The sequence below is a fragment of the Micromonospora sp. CB01531 genome (genome assembly GCF_001905095.1).
Taxonomy (GTDB): Bacteria; Actinomycetota; Actinomycetes; order Mycobacteriales; family Micromonosporaceae; genus Micromonospora.
In genome coordinates, this window is record NZ_LWLS01000094.1 from 117,933 (window position 1) to 132,012 (window position 14,080).

The 14,080-nt window shown below is 71.9% G+C and carries 12 protein-coding genes; 9 read left to right on the plus strand and 3 right to left on the minus strand.

Features of this window, described 5'->3' with window-relative positions:
- Positions 1-10: 10 nt before the first annotated feature.
- From A6A27_RS28595 to A6A27_RS28605, 3 genes are all read left to right on the plus strand, one after another.
- The gene (locus A6A27_RS28595) at positions 11-1,696 is read left to right on the plus strand and encodes an L-aspartate oxidase (RefSeq protein WP_073837742.1); all 1,686 of its coding nucleotides are present in this window, start codon (positions 11-13) and stop codon (positions 1,694-1,696) included.
- Positions 1,697-1,751: 55 nt separating this feature from the next.
- Positions 1,752-2,648 (plus strand): carboxylating nicotinate-nucleotide diphosphorylase, encoded by an 897-nt coding sequence (gene nadC / locus A6A27_RS28600; RefSeq protein WP_073837743.1) that lies wholly within the window; start codon positions 1,752-1,754, stop codon positions 2,646-2,648.
- 93 nt (positions 2,649-2,741) lie between these two features.
- Complete coding sequence (locus tag A6A27_RS28605; RefSeq protein WP_073837744.1) at positions 2,742-3,500, plus strand: type III pantothenate kinase; 759 nt, start codon at positions 2,742-2,744, stop codon at positions 3,498-3,500.
- Positions 3,501-3,519: 19 nt separating this feature from the next.
- On the opposite strand, the gene A6A27_RS28610 is transcribed toward A6A27_RS28605, so the two are convergent.
- On the minus strand, positions 3,520-4,260 hold the full coding sequence (locus A6A27_RS28610) for a class I SAM-dependent methyltransferase (protein WP_073837745.1): 741 nt from the start codon (positions 4,258-4,260) through the stop codon (positions 3,520-3,522).
- A 92-nt stretch (positions 4,261-4,352) separates the two neighbouring features.
- Here A6A27_RS28610 and lysS point away from each other — a divergent pair, with 92 nt between their 5' ends.
- From lysS to A6A27_RS28625, 3 genes are all read left to right on the plus strand, one after another.
- A complete protein-coding gene (gene lysS / locus A6A27_RS28615) occupies positions 4,353-5,861 on the plus strand; it encodes a lysine--tRNA ligase (RefSeq protein WP_073837746.1) in 1,509 nt (502 codons plus the stop codon).
- A gap of 113 nt (positions 5,862-5,974) precedes the next feature.
- On the plus strand, positions 5,975-6,325 hold the full coding sequence (locus A6A27_RS28620; RefSeq protein WP_073837747.1) for a histone-like nucleoid-structuring protein Lsr2: 351 nt from the start codon (positions 5,975-5,977) through the stop codon (positions 6,323-6,325).
- Positions 6,326-6,848: 523 nt separating this feature from the next.
- Positions 6,849-9,380 carry an ATP-dependent Clp protease ATP-binding subunit gene (locus tag A6A27_RS28625; protein ID WP_073837748.1) on the plus strand — a complete coding sequence of 844 codons (2,532 nt, stop codon included), beginning with the start codon at positions 6,849-6,851 and terminating at the stop codon, positions 9,378-9,380.
- A gap of 450 nt (positions 9,381-9,830) precedes the next feature.
- On the opposite strand, the gene A6A27_RS28630 is transcribed toward A6A27_RS28625, so the two are convergent.
- Entirely contained in the window at positions 9,831-10,736 is a 906-nt protein-coding gene (locus A6A27_RS28630) for an A/G-specific adenine glycosylase (protein WP_073837899.1), read from the minus strand.
- A 96-nt stretch (positions 10,737-10,832) separates the two neighbouring features.
- Here A6A27_RS28630 and A6A27_RS28635 point away from each other — a divergent pair, with 96 nt between their 5' ends.
- The 3 genes from A6A27_RS28635 (at position 10,833) to A6A27_RS28645 (ending at position 12,774) form a co-directional block, all read left to right on the plus strand.
- On the plus strand, positions 10,833-11,345 hold the full coding sequence (locus A6A27_RS28635) for a glycine cleavage system protein R (protein WP_073837749.1): 513 nt from the start codon (positions 10,833-10,835) through the stop codon (positions 11,343-11,345).
- Positions 11,342-11,902, plus strand: coding sequence for a peptide deformylase (locus A6A27_RS28640; RefSeq protein ID WP_073837750.1), 561 nt, complete (start codon positions 11,342-11,344; stop codon positions 11,900-11,902). Before A6A27_RS28635 ends, A6A27_RS28640 begins: the two co-directional genes overlap by 4 nt.
- Before the next feature lie 146 nt (positions 11,903-12,048).
- Positions 12,049-12,774 (plus strand): hypothetical protein, encoded by a 726-nt coding sequence (locus A6A27_RS28645; RefSeq protein ID WP_073837751.1) that lies wholly within the window; start codon positions 12,049-12,051, stop codon positions 12,772-12,774.
- 39 nt (positions 12,775-12,813) lie between these two features.
- Here A6A27_RS28645 and disA read toward each other — a convergent pair whose 3' ends face one another.
- Positions 12,814-13,995: a DNA integrity scanning diadenylate cyclase DisA gene (disA, locus tag A6A27_RS28650; protein ID WP_073837900.1), complete on the minus strand. Its 1,182-nt coding sequence runs from the start codon at positions 13,993-13,995 to the stop codon at positions 12,814-12,816.
- Positions 13,996-14,080: the final 85 nt, after the last annotated feature.

A 14,080-nucleotide genomic window follows, 5' to 3' on the forward strand; every position in this document is an offset into this window, starting at 1 on the left:
GACTGTGCTCATGGACGTTCCGACCGTCGACCTGCCGGCCCTGCCCAGGCTGCTGGCCGCGCCGGCACCGGGCTGGGTGGAGACCACGGACGTGATCGTGGTGGGCTCCGGGGTCGCCGGGCTGACCGCCGCGCTGCACCTGCGCGAGGCGGGGCTGCATGTCACGGTGGTCACCAAGGTCAACATGGACGAGGGCTCGACCCGCTGGGCGCAGGGCGGCATCGCCGCCGTGCTCGACCCGACCGACACCCCGGCGGCGCACGCGTACGACACCGAGGTGGCCGGGGTCGGCCTGTGCGACCCGGCGGCGGTCCGGGTGTTGGTGGAGGAGGGCCCGACGCGGCTGCGCGAGCTGATGCGGATCGGGGCCGAGTTCGACCGGAACCCGGACGGTTCGCTGATGCTCACCCGCGAGGGCGGCCACCGGGCGGACCGGATCGTGCACGCCGGCGGCGACGCCACCGGGGCCGAGGTGCAGCGGGCGCTGCACGCGGCGGTCCACCGCGACCCGTGGATCCGGCTGGTCGAGCACGCCCTCGTGCTGGACCTGCTGCGCGCCCCCGGGGACGGACCGGACGGGCTTGGCCCGGCCTGTGGGATCACCCTGCACGTGCTGGGCGAGGGCAGCGAGGACGGCGTCGGGGCGCTCCTGGCCCGGGCGGTGGTGCTGGCCACCGGCGGCATGGGCCAGATCTTCGCGGCCACCACCAACCCGGCGGTCTCCACCGGAGACGGCGTGGCGCTCGCCATAAGGGCCGGCGCGGCGGTCACCGACGTGGAGTTCGTCCAGTTCCACCCGACCGCGCTGATCGTGCCGGACGGCGCGCCCGGCGCCGCCCGGGCCCAGCAGCCGCTGGTCTCCGAGGCGCTGCGCGGCGAGGGCGCCCACCTGGTCGACGGCGACGGCAAGCGGTTCATGGTCGGCCAGCACGAGCTGGCCGAGCTGGCCCCGCGGGACGTGGTCGCCAAGGGCATCCACCGGGTGCTGCTGGCCACCGGCGCGGACCACGTCTTCCTGGACGCCCGGCACCTCGGCGGGGACTTCCTGGCCCGGCGCTTCCCGACCATCGTGGCGTCCTGCCTGGCGATCGGGGTGGATCCGGCGACCGACCTGATCCCGGTCGCCCCGGCCGCCCACTACGCCTCCGGCGGCGTCCGTACCGACCTGCACGGCCGCACCTCGATCCCCGGCCTGTACGCCTGCGGCGAGGTGGCCTGCACCGGGGTGCACGGTGCCAACCGGCTGGCCAGCAACTCGCTGCTGGAGGGGCTGGTCTTCTCCCGCCGGATCGCCGAGGACGTCGCCGCCGGGCTGCCCGAGCAGGCGAAGCCGGCCGAGACCGGCGCCTGGGTGGGTGGCCAGGGCTGGGTGCTGCCGGCCGCGACCACCGCCACCCTGCAGCGGGCGATGACCCGGGGGGCGGGGGTGCTCCGCTCGGCGCAGAGCCTGGCCGCGACCGCCGGCACGCTCACCGAGTTGGGTCAGGGCCGGGGGGTTCCGCGTACCGCCGACTGGGAGGCGACGAACCTGATCACCGTGGCGTCGGCGCTGGTCGCCGCCGCGTACACCCGTCGGGAGACCCGGGGCTGCCACTGGCGGGAGGACTTCCCGACGGCCGACGACCGGTGGCTGGGCCATCTCGTCGCCGGGGTCGGGACCGAGGGACGGTTGACCGAGCGCTGGGAGGCACTGTGAGCGCGAGGAGTGAGCCGGTTTTGCGAGCCCCGCAGTCGCGAACGAAGGAGGCACGGTGAGGGAGTCGACGGAGCGGGCCCTGCGGGCCGGTGGCCTGGACCCGGAGCGGGTACGGCGGGTGATCGTCAACGCGCTCGCCGAGGATCTGGGTCCCGACTTCCTCGACGTGACCAGCGTCGCCACCATCCCGGCCGCTCAGCACGACACCGGTGACCTGGTCGCCCGGGCCGACGGCGTGGTGGCCGGGCTGGCCGTGGCCGCGGCCGTGTTCGAGCTGGTGGGCGAGGTGACCGGCGCCGGCCGTACGGTGGAGGTGTCGCTGGTGGCCCAGGATGGGCAGCGGGTGGCCCGCGGCGATGTGCTGGCCACGGCGGCCGGCCCGACCCGGCTGCTGCTCACCGCCGAGCGGACGGCGCTCAACCTGCTGTGCCGGATGTCCGGGGTGGCCACCCACACCCGGGCCTGGGCCGACGCCCTGGCCGGCAGCAAGGCGATGGTGCTCGACACCCGCAAGACCACCCCCGGCCTGCGCGCCCTGGAGAAGTACGCGGTCCGCGCCGGCGGCGGCACCAACAAGCGGATGGGCCTGCACGACGTCGCCATGATCAAGGACAACCACAAGGTCGCCGCGGGCGGGATCGCCGCCGCCTACCGCCGGGTCCGGGAGGCGTTCCCGGACGTGCCGGTGCAGGTGGAGGTGGACACCCTGGCCGAGGCGGTGGAGGCGGTCGAGGCGGGCGCCGACTTCCTGCTGCTGGACAACATGACCCCGGCGCAGCTGCGCGAGGTGGTCGCGGCGGTGGGCGACCGGGCCGAGCTGGAGGCGACCGGTGGGCTGACCCTGCCGGTGGCGGCCGAGTACGGCGCGACCGGGGTGGACTTCCTCTCGGTGGGCGCCCTGACCCACTCCTCGCCGATCCTGGACATCGCCCTGGATCTGCGCACGGAGTGAGCTGTGCTGGTCTTCGTTCGCGACTGCGGGGCTCGCAAACCCGGCTCACTCCTCGCGCTCACCCGCGGCGCGAGCGCCGTCTAGGCTGCCAGCGTGCTGCTCTGCATCGACATCGGAAACACCAACACCGTGCTGGCGACCTTCGACGGCGACAAGCTGGTGCACTCCTGGCGGATCAAGACCGACGCCCGCTCGACCGCCGACGAGCTGGGTCTGATGTTCCGGGGACTGCTGGCCGGTGACGCCGTGGAGATCACCGGGGTGGCCGCCTGCTCCACTGTGCCGGCCGCGCTGCGCTCGCTGCGCACCATGCTGGCCCGCTACTACGCGGACCTGCCGAGCGTGATCGTCGAGCCCGGGGTACGCACCGGAGTGCAGCTCGCCATCGACAACCCCAAGGAGGTCGGCGCGGACCGGGTGGTCAACACCCTGGCCGCGTACACCCTCTACGGCGGGCCGTCGATCGTGGTGGACTTCGGCACGACCACCAACTTCGACGTGATCAGCGGCCGGGGTGAGTTCCTCGGCGGCGCCTTCGCGCCGGGCATCGAGATCTCCTTCGACGCGCTGGCCGCCCGCGCCGCCCAGCTGCGCAAGGTGGAGGCCACCATGCCCCGGTCGGTGATCGGCAAGAACACCGTCGAGTGCCTCCAGGCCGGCCTCTACTTCGGCTTCGCCGGCCAGGTGGACCGGATCGTCGAGCGGATGACCGAGGAGCTGGGCGAGGTGAAGGCGGTGATCGCCACCGGTGGCCTGGCCGCCCTGGTGCTCAACGAGTGTCGCACGATCACCCACCACGAGCCGATGATCACGCTCATCGGCCTGCGGATGGTGTACGAGCGCAACGTCTGACCCGGAAACCTTCGGTGGTTCAGCGCCGCCGGGAGCGGAAGACGAACGTGCGGTAGGGGAGTTCGACAGTCTCTCGTCCGACGAGGTCGGGGTGGGTGGCGAAGAGGTCCCGGAGTTCCCGGTCGATCTTTTCCCGCTCCGCCGCCGGGGCTGTGAGCCAGTACGAGCGGGTGTGCAGCATGCCCACCACCTCGTCGGGCGTGAGTGTGGTGGTGTGGGCGAACTCGCCCAGCTCGACCGGCTCGAAGGCGGGGCCGAAGTCGCCGTACTTCGCGGTGACGTCGCCGGCGTTGTCGCCGAGGAGGGCGATCCGGCCCAGCTCCGCCACCCAGGCCACGCGCTCGTCGCGGGTGTTCCAGATCGGGGCGAAGGTGCCACAGGGGCGGAGCACCCGGGCGATCTCGGCGTGTGCCGGCTCCTTGTCGAACCAGTGGTAGGCCTGCCCGACCAGGACGGCGTCCGCCGATCCGTCCGGCAGCGGCACCGCCTCGGCGCTGCCGGCCAGCGGCGTCGTACCCGGGGTGGCGACCGCCAGTTGCGCCCGCATTCCCGGATCCGGTTCCACCGGTACGACCTCGTGCCCGAGCGCGAGCACGCCCCGGCTGAGGATGCCGGTGCCCGCGCCCAGGTCCACCACCGTGGCCGGCACCGCGAGCCCGTCGAGCGCCCAGCGCAGGGCTGCCTCGGGATAGCGGGGGCGGAAGCGGTCGTATTCGGCGGCGGCAGCGCCGAAGGAGAGCGCCTGAGTGGGGTCCGTCATGAGCGGCAGGTTATCCCGTAACGGCCGGCGGGCCGCTTGAGTACGCTCATGGGCTGACCCGCCGATTTTCCCAAGGCTTGAGGAAGCGTGCCGTGACCGAGCAGAACGCCGTGCCAGTCGACCCCGCCGACGACCTTCCGGAGCAGATGAAGGTCCGCCGGGAGAAGCGGGACCGGATGCTCGCCGAGGGCGTCGAGCCGTACCCGGTCGGATACCCCCGGACCAGCACGCTGGCCCGGATCCGGGCGCAGTACGCCGACCTGCCCACCGACACCGCCACCGGCGACCGGGTCTCGGTCACCGGCCGGGTGATCTTCGTACGCAACACCGGCAAGCTCTGCTTCGCCACCCTGCGGGACGGTGACGGCACCGAGCTGCAGGCGATGCTCTCGCTGGACCGGGTCGGCCCGGAGCGGCTGGAGGACTGGAAGCGCCTGGTCGACCTCGGCGACCACGTCGGGGTCACCGGTGAGGTGATCACCAGCCGGCGCGGCGAACTGTCGGTGCTGGTCGAGGAATGGGCGGTCACCGCCAAGGCGCTACGCCCGCTGCCGGTGGCGCACAAGCCGCTGAGCGAGGAGGCCCGGGTCCGCCAGCGCTACGTGGACCTGGTCGTCCGGCCGCAGGCGCGGCAGATGGTACGCACCCGCGCCGCCGCCGTGCGCAGCCTCCGCGACACCCTGCACGCGCAGGACTTCGTCGAGGTGGAGACCCCGATGCTCCAGTTGCTGCACGGTGGCGCGGCGGCCCGCCCATTCGTGACCCACAGCAATGCGCTCAGCACCGATCTGTATCTGCGAATCGCGCCGGAACTGTTTCTCAAGCGCGCCGTGGTCGGCGGTGTGGACCGGGTCTTCGAGATCAACCGCAACTTCCGTAATGAGGGCATCGACTCCTCGCACTCGCCCGAGTTCGCGATGCTCGAGGCCTACCAGGCGTACGGCGACTACGACACGATGGCCGAGCTGACCCGTAATCTCGTGCAGCAGGCCGCGATCGCGGTCGGTGGCTCGACGGTGGTGACCCACGGCGACGGTCGCGAGTTCGATCTCGGCGGCGAGTGGCGGTCGGTGACGCTGTTCGGTGTTCTTTCCGAAGCGCTCGGTGAGGAGGTCACCGTGCGAACTGAGAGGTCTCGCCTGGTCGAGTACGCGGACAAGGTCGGGCTCGGCGTCGACCCCAAGTGGGGTCCGGGCAAGCTGGCCGAGGAGCTGTTCGAGGAACTGGTCGTTCCGTCGCTGCAGGCGCCCACCTTCGTGCGCGACTACCCGGAGGAGACCAGCCCGCTGACCCGGGCGCACCGCACGGAGCCGGGCCTGGCCGAGAAGTGGGACCTCTACGTGCTCGGCTTCGAGCTGGGCACCGCGTATTCCGAGCTGGTCGACCCGGTGGTGCAGCGGGAGCGGCTGGTGGCCCAGGCGCAGCTCGCCGCCCGCGGCGACGACGAGGCCATGCGACTGGACGAGGACTTTCTCCGGGCGATGGAGTACGGAATGCCGCCGGCCGGCGGCATGGGAATGGGAATCGACCGGCTCTTGATGGCGCTGACCGGCCTGGGAATTCGGGAAACCATCCTGTTCCCGTTGGTCCGCCCCGAGTAGCCGCGAAGCATCGCCGGGTCGTTACCGAGTCCTATTGACGCGGCAAGTGTCGGGGGGGTTATCGTGCTCCTGTATTAACGGGAGCACCACCCTGCTCGAAAGGAATGTAGGACGTGGCCAAGCAGATCATTCACAAGCTGGTCGATGACCTGGACGGCGGGGACGCTGACGAGACCGTCAAGTTCGCGCTCGACGGCGTGCAGTACGAGATCGACCTGTCGGCTCCCAATGCCGAGAAATTGCGCGACGTATTCGCTCCGTACGTCGCGCACGGCACCAAGGTCGGGCGCGGTGGGGTGGTCGTCGGTGGCCGGGCCGCGCGTGGTCGGGGCGGCGCGACCGCCGACCGCGAGCAGAACAAGGCCATCCGGGCCTGGGCCAAGAAGGCCGGCAAGGACATCTCGGACCGGGGCCGCATCCCGCAGGAGATCGTCGACGAGTACCACGCGAAGGCGGGCCACTGAGCCGACGCGCCGTAGCGGGCGACACCGACGCCGGACCGGAGTGCCACTCCGGGCCGGCGTCGCCGTTTCCGCCCCGCCGCGCCGTCTGTCCGGTACATCCCCAGGCCGCCGGGAGCGGCGGTCGAGTGCCGGGAAACCTGGGCCGGGACCGGGAAGAAAACCGCCGTGGGGCAAGTTGTCCACAGGCAGTGGAGAACTTGTCCACAGGTTGTGGATGGCCGGCGGTCGGCACCGACGCCGCCCGCCCCGGCCCGGAGACGTCCGGGGAGCCCCCGACCGGGCTTTTCCACCTGCGGTCGAATTTCGCTCTGCGCGTACAGGCAGGGGTACCGGAACACCTCCTGAGCGTGGACGGTTGTCAGAAACGACGCGTGAACGGCCATTCGCGGGGTCGCACGACCTCAGCGGAGTCGGTCCGCGGCGATAGAGTAAGGAGGCACGGACGCCCGTCCCGGACGTCCGCGCACCGGCCCCGCCAAGATTTTGACCATCAAGGCGCACGGCACGTGAGGAGCACGAGGGCATGTTCGAGCGGTTCACCGACCGAGCGCGACGGGTTGTCGTCCTGGCCCAGGAAGAGGCCCGGATGCTCAACCACAACTACATCGGTACGGAGCACATCCTGCTGGGCCTGATCCACGAGGGTGAGGGTGTCGCGGCAAAGGCCCTGGAGAGCCTCGGCATCTCCCTCGAGGGCGTCCGTCAGCAGGTCGAGGAGATCATCGGCCAGGGCCAGCAGGCGCCGAGCGGGCACATCCCGTTCACGCCGCGGGCCAAGAAGGTGCTGGAGCTGTCGCTGCGTGAGGCGCTGCAGCTCGGCCACAACTACATCGGCACGGAGCACATCCTGCTCGGCCTGATCCGCGAGGGTGAGGGCGTCGCCGCCCAGGTGCTGGTCAAGCTCGGCGCGGACCTCAACCGGGTCCGCCAGCAGGTGATCCAGCTGCTCTCCGGCTACCAGGGCAAGGAGCCGGCCGCGGCGGGTGCCGCGCCGGGTGAGGCCGCGCCGTCGACCAGCCTCGTGCTGGACCAGTTCGGCCGCAACCTGACCCAGGCCGCCCGCGAGGGCAAGCTCGACCCGGTCATCGGGCGCGAGAAGGAAATCGAGCGGGTCATGCAGGTGCTCTCCCGCCGTACCAAGAACAACCCGGTCCTGATCGGTGAGCCCGGCGTCGGCAAGACCGCCGTGGTGGAGGGGTTGTCCCAGAAGATCATCAAGGGCGAGGTGCCCGAGACGCTGAAGGACAAGCAGCTCTACACGCTGGACCTCGGCGCCCTGGTGGCGGGCTCGCGCTACCGCGGTGACTTCGAGGAGCGCCTGAAGAAGGTGCTCAAGGAGATCCGCACCCGCGGGGACATCATCCTGTTCATCGACGAGATCCACACCCTGGTGGGTGCGGGTGCCGCCGAGGGCGCGATCGACGCCGCCAGCATCCTCAAGCCGATGCTGGCCCGTGGCGAGCTGCAGACCATCGGCGCCACCACGCTCGACGAATACCGCAAGCACCTGGAGAAGGACGCCGCTCTCGAGCGCCGCTTCCAGCCGATCCAAGTGGGTGAGCCCTCGCTGGCGCACACCATCGAGATCCTCAAGGGCCTGCGGGACCGTTACGAGGCGCACCACCGGGTGAGCATCACGGACGCCGCCCTGGTGGCCGCCGCCACCCTGGCTGACCGGTACATCTCCGACCGCTTCCTGCCGGACAAGGCGATCGACCTGATCGACGAGGCCGGTGCCCGGATGCGCATCCGCCGGATGACCGCGCCGCCAGATCTGCGTGACTTCGACGAGCGCATCGCCCAGGTGCGCCGCGACAAGGAGTCCGCGATCGACGCGCAGGACTTCGAGCGGGCCGCTCAGCTCCGCGACAAGGAGAAGCAGCTGCTCGGCCAGAAGGCCCAGCGGGAGAAGGAGTGGAAGGCCGGTGACCTGGACGTCGTCAGCGAGGTCGACGACGAGCAGATCGCCGAGGTGCTCGGCAACTGGACCGGCATCCCGGTCTACAAGCTGACCGAGGAGGAGACCTCGCGCCTGCTGCGCATGGAGGACGAGCTGCACAAGCGCGTCATCGGCCAGGAGGACGCGGTCAAGGCGGTCTCGAAGGCGATCCGGCGTACCCGGGCCGGCCTGAAGGACCCGAAGCGCCCGTCCGGCTCGTTCATCTTCGCCGGCCCGTCCGGTGTGGGTAAGACCGAGCTGTCCAAGGCGCTCGCCGAGTTCCTGTTCGGCAGCGAGGACGCCCTCATCCAGCTGGACATGTCCGAGTTCCATGACCGGTACACGGTGTCCCGGCTGGTGGGTGCCCCTCCCGGCTACGTCGGCTACGACGAGGGCGGGCAGCTGACCGAGAAGGTGCGCCGTCGGCCGTTCTCGGTGGTCCTGTTCGACGAGATCGAGAAGGCCCACCCGGACGTGTTCAACACGCTCCTCCAGATCCTGGAGGACGGGCGGCTCACCGACGGCCAGGGTCGGATCGTGGACTTCAAGAACACGGTCATCATCCTGACCACCAACCTCGGTACGCGGGACGTCGCCAAGGCGGTCTCGCTGGGCTTCCAGGCCTCTGAGGACTCCGAGTCGAACTACGACCGGATGAAGCAGAAGGTCAACGACGAGCTCAAGCAGCACTTCCGGCCCGAGTTCCTGAACCGGATCGACGACACCATCGTCTTCCACCAGCTGCGGGAGAACGAGATCCTGTCGATCGTGGACATCATGATCCAGCGGATCGAGACCCAGCTGAAGAACAAGGACATGGGCCTGGAGCTGACCGACAACGCCAAGAAGTACCTGGCGAAGAAGGGCTTCGACCCGGTGCTGGGCGCGCGGCCGCTGCGTCGCACGATCCAGCGCGACATCGAGGACAACCTCTCCGAGCGGATCCTCTTCAACGAGCTGACCCCGGGTCAGATCGTGGTGGTGGACTGCGAGGGCGACCCGAGCAACATCGACAAGTCCAAGCTCGTCTTCCGGGGCGCCGACCGGCCGGTGGCCGTTCCGGACGCCGTCCCGGCGGACCTCGGTGGCGCCGCCACCGCAGGTGCGGACGAGTAAGTCACATCGAACAGGGCGACGGCCCCGGTCGGCGAAAGCCACCGGGGCCGTCGCCTTTTCGTTCCCCGTCCCGCCTCGCCGCGTCCCGCCGCCCGGCCCGCCTTGCCGGCTCGGCGCAAATCCGGCCGCATCGCCGTCGCGCTTGATCGACGCGAGGTCGGCGATGTGGTGGTGTCCGCGGCGGCATAATGCCGTCAGATCGGCGATCCGGCGCCCGACGGCGATGCGTATTGCCGCCAGGTCGGCGATCCGGCGCCCGACGGCGATGCGTATTGCCGCCAGGTCGGCGATCCGGCGCCCGACGGCGACGCGTAATGCCGCTAGATGGGCCATCCGGTGCCCTCGCGGCGGCGCGTAATGCCGCCAGCTCGGCGATTCGGCGCCCTCGCGGGGGCGCGCAATGCCGCCAGCTCGGCGATCGGGTGCCGCCACGGCGGCCCGGGGTGGGGATCAGGGGTGGGGGAGGGGGATCGGGGGGCCGTCGCCGAGCAGGCGGAAGGACTCCTCGCCGACGGGTTCGACCAGCCCGTCGGTGACCAGCCCGGCCAGGGCCCGGGCCCGCTGCACGTCGTCGGGCCATACCTGGTCCAGCCGTTGGTGCGGCACCGGGCCGGTCGCCTCGCGGAGCACCGCGAGCAGCAGGCCGCGTACCTGGCGGTCGGTGCCGGCGTAGCGCTGGGGGCGGCGGGTCGGGCCGGCCGGGGCCTCCTGCCCGGACGCCCGCCAGGCGCAGACGGACTCGACCGGGCAGATCGCGCAGCGGGGGGCGCGGGCGGTGCAGATCATGGCACCGAGTTCCATGAACGCCGCGCTGGCCAGGGCCGCCGCAGCGGGCTCCGCCGGCAGCAGTTCCTCGGTGGCCACCAGGTCGGCGGGGCGGGTGGCCGGTCCGGCGTCCGGCTCCCCGGCGACCGCCCGGCAGACCACCCGGCGCACGTTGGTGTCGACCACCGGGTGCCGCTGCCCGTACGCGAACGCCGCCACCGCCCGGGCCGTGTAGGTCCCGACGCCTGGCAGGGCCAGCAACTGGTCCAGCCGGTCCGGCACCGCACCGCCGTGCCGCTCCACGATCGCCACCGCGCAGTCCCGCAGCCGGACGGCCCGGCGGGGATAGCCGAGCCGGCCCCACATCCGGATCGCCTCGGCCGGGGTGTCCTCGGCGAGCGCGGCCGGGACGGGCCAGCGGGCCAGCCACGCCTCCCAGGCGGGCAGCACCCGGACCACCGGCGTCTGCTGGAGCATGACCTCGCTGACCAGGATGGCCCAGGCGTCGACGCCCGGCTCGCGCCACGGCAGGTCGCGGGCGTTCCGCTCGTACCACCGGCTGACCAGGGTGGCGAAGGTGGGCTTAGACATCGCGCTGCCGATCATGTCACGGGCGGCTTTCCCGCTGGATGGGCGGGCGGGCCGGGCCCCCGCGGCGGACCAGGGCCGACGGGGCAGAATGTCCGGATGAACGAGCTCGCGATCACCGTCATCGGCCGGGACCGGCCGGCCATCGTGGCCGACGTCGCCGAGGCCCTCGCGCGGCTCGGCGCGAACCTCACCGACTCCACGATGACCCGGCTGCGAGGACACTTCGCGATGACCCTGATCTGCGTGGGCCCGGCCGCCGCCGAGGTCGAGGCCGCGCTGGCCCCGCTCGCCGCGGACGGCCAACTGCTGGCCACCGTACGCGCGGTCACCCCCGACGGGCGGACCGCGCCGGCCGGCGAGCCGTACGTGATGGCGGTGCACGGCGCGGACCGGATGGGTATCGTCGCGGCGATGACCCGGGTGCTGGCCGACGAGGGCGGCAACGTCACCGACCTGAGCACCCGGCTGACCGGGTCCCTCTACGTGGTGGTCGCCGAGGTGGAACTGCCGCCGGGCAGCTCCGACGAGGTGGCCGGCCGGCTGGCCCGTACCGCTGCCGAGCTGGGCGTGGGCGTCAGCCTCCGGCCGGCGGACCCGGACCTGCTGTGACCGCCGAGTACGTGGGCCTGGGTGGCTGGACCCCGGAGGCGCTCGGCGTGCCGGGTGAGGTGCTTCCGGTGGTCGCCGCGCCCGACCCGGTGCTCAGCCGTCCCGGGCCGGAGGTCGACCCGACCTCGACCGAGGTGATCCGCCTCGCCGCCGACCTGGTCGCCACCATGCGGGTCTCGCCGGGCTGTGTCGGCCTCGCCGCGCCGCAGGTCGGGGTGGGCGCGCAGGTGTTCGCGGTGGACGTCACCGGCCACCCGAAGGCGGTCACGGTGCACGGCACCTTCGTGCTCTGCAACGCCAAGGTGGTGGAGGCGAGCCGCTGGAAGGCCGGCCGGGAGGGCTGCATGTCGGTGCCCGACCTGACCGGCGACGTGAAGCGGGCCGGCCGGCTCGTGGTCGAGGGGGTGCTGCCGGGCAGCGGCGCGCCAGTGCGGCTGGTGACGGATGGGTTCGAAGCGAGGGCGCTCCAGCATGAGATCGACCACTGCGCCGGACTGCTCTTTCTCGATCGGGTCGCCGGGGCGCACGCCGTCTACCAGCGCAAGGTCTATCTCTGAGCCGTATTGGTCATGGCGCTGCGCGCCCGCCCGGAGCCGTTCGGTGACGACCTGCCGTCGAGTGTGGAGGGCCGGCTCGGCCGGGTTCGTCCGTACCGGCGCGTCGTGCCCCGCGTCGTGCGGTACGCCGCTACGGTGAACGCATCATGCGTCTGACGGTCGGCCCCCTGCCACCCGCCGTGTACTGGCGGCGTCGCGCCGTCGTGCTCGGAGCGGGGCTTCTCTTCCTGATTGTCCTGCTCTATTCCTGCACTGGTACGGAGCGCAACAACACCGGCGCGACGGGTGCCGATCCCTCGGCGAAGGCGTCCGGCCCGGCGCCGCAGCCGACCGGGTCGGTGCTGACGCCGACCTCCGGCAGCCCGTCCCCGACGCCGGGCGACGCAGGCGGCGGCTCGGGCGACTCGGGCGGCTCGGACAGCGGGCAGAGCGGCGGCGGGTCCAACGACGTGCCGGCCGCCCCGGTGGTCGACGACGGCACCTGCGCCGACTCCGAGATCCGGGTGACCCCGGTGGCCCTGCCGGCCACCGCCCGGCAGGGCACGGTGGTCACCCTCCGGCTCAAGGTCAAGAACGTGTCGAACCGTACCTGCAGCCGGGACGTGGGCGCCGACCTCCAGGAACTGTTCGTCAAGGCCGGCGCCGAGAAGGTCTGGTCCTCGGACACCTGCGGCACCGGCAAGGGCTCGGATGTGCAGTCGTTCACGCCGAACTTCGAGCGCTCCTACGAGCTGGGCTGGAACAGCCGGTACAGCACGAAGTGCGCGAACGGCCTGGCCGACGGCCCGTACGCGCAGCCCGGCGCGTACCAGGTCTTCGCCCGGGTGGGCACCAAGCTCAGCGAGCCGGTGAAGCTGACCATCTCCGGCTGACCGGACGCCGGCTGGCCGGCGGCCGGGGCGGACCCGGGCTCAGACGTAGCGCTCCAGGATGGACGCTTCGGCGAGCCGGGACAGGCCCTCGCGGACCCCCCGGGCGCGGGCGTCGCCCACTCCCTCGACCGCCTGCAGGTCCTCCACGGTGGCGCCGAGCAGCCGTTGGAGGCTGCCGAAGTGCACCACCAGCCGGTCGACCACGGCCGTGGGGAGCCGGGGCACCTTGGCCAGCAGGCGGAAGCCGCGCGGGCTCACCGCCGCGTCGAGGGCGTCGGAGGCGGCCGGGTAGCCGATTGCCTTGGCCACCGCCACCAGGTCGATCAGCTCGGTGGCGCTGAGCAGGTCCAGCTCGACGAGCGCCTCGTCGAGGGTGCGGGACTTGCGGCCGACCGGGAGGTAGTCCCGGATGACCAGGGTGCGGTCGGCGTCCACGCCGGCCATCAGCTCGTCGAGCTGGAGGGCGAGCAGCCGGCCGTCGGTGCCCAGCTCCACCACGTACCCGGCGATCTCGTCGGCGATCCGGCGGACCATCTCCAGCCGCTGCACCACGGCCACCGCGTCGCGTACGGTCACCAGATCCTCGATCTCCAGGGCGGAGAGGGTGCCGGAGACCTCGTCCAGGCGGAGCTTGTAGCGCTCCAGGGTGGCCAGAGCCTGGTTGGCGCGGGACAGGATGGCCGCCGAGTCGTCCAGCACGTGCCGCTGGCCGTTGACGTAGAGGCTGATGATCCGCATGGACTGGCTCACCGAGATGACCGGGTAGCCGGTCTGCCGGGCCACCCGCTCGGCCGTGCGGTGCCGGGTGCCGGACTCCTCGGTGGGGATGGACGGGTCGGGCATCAGGTGCACCGCGGCCCGGACGATCCGCGTGCCGTCGCTGGAGAGCACCACGGCGCCGTCCATCTTGCACAGCTCACGGACCCGGGTGGCGGAGAACTCCACGTCCAGCGGGAAGCCGCCGGTGCAGATCTGCTCGACCACCTTGTCGTAGCCGAGCACGATGAGCGCGCCGGTGCGGCCGCGCAGGATGCGCTCGAGCCCGTCGCGCAGCGCGGTGCCCGGCGCCATCAGGGCGAGGTTGGCGCGCAGCGGATCTCCGCCGGCGCCGGCGCCTCCGGTGACGGTCACGTTGATCGGACGGGCGGGGGAGCCCACCGCGCCGGTGCGGGCGTGCGGCGTCGCCGCGGCGGGCTTGGTGGCATCGCGGTCGATCGGCACGGGCACAGTCTACGGACTGCCGTGCGGTGGGTGCTCTCGTGGTTACTGTGATGTGTCACGATGTCCTACTTCGGTGATCAACAAC

Coding starts and splice junctions, on each gene's coding strand:
- A6A27_RS28645 (WP_073837751.1), top strand. CDS start 12,049: ATGCGTCTGACGGTCGGCCCCCTGCCACCCGCCGTGTACTGGCGGCGT.
- A6A27_RS28625 (WP_073837748.1), top strand. CDS start 6,849: ATGTTCGAGCGGTTCACCGACCGAGCGCGACGGGTTGTCGTCCTGGCC.
- A6A27_RS28630 (WP_073837899.1), bottom strand. CDS start 10,736: ATGTCTAAGCCCACCTTCGCCACCCTGGTCAGCCGGTGGTACGAGCGG.
- A6A27_RS28595 (WP_073837742.1), top strand. CDS start 11: ATGGACGTTCCGACCGTCGACCTGCCGGCCCTGCCCAGGCTGCTGGCC.
- A6A27_RS28635 (WP_073837749.1), top strand. CDS start 10,833: ATGAACGAGCTCGCGATCACCGTCATCGGCCGGGACCGGCCGGCCATC.
- A6A27_RS28610 (WP_073837745.1), bottom strand. CDS start 4,260: ATGACGGACCCCACTCAGGCGCTCTCCTTCGGCGCTGCCGCCGCCGAA.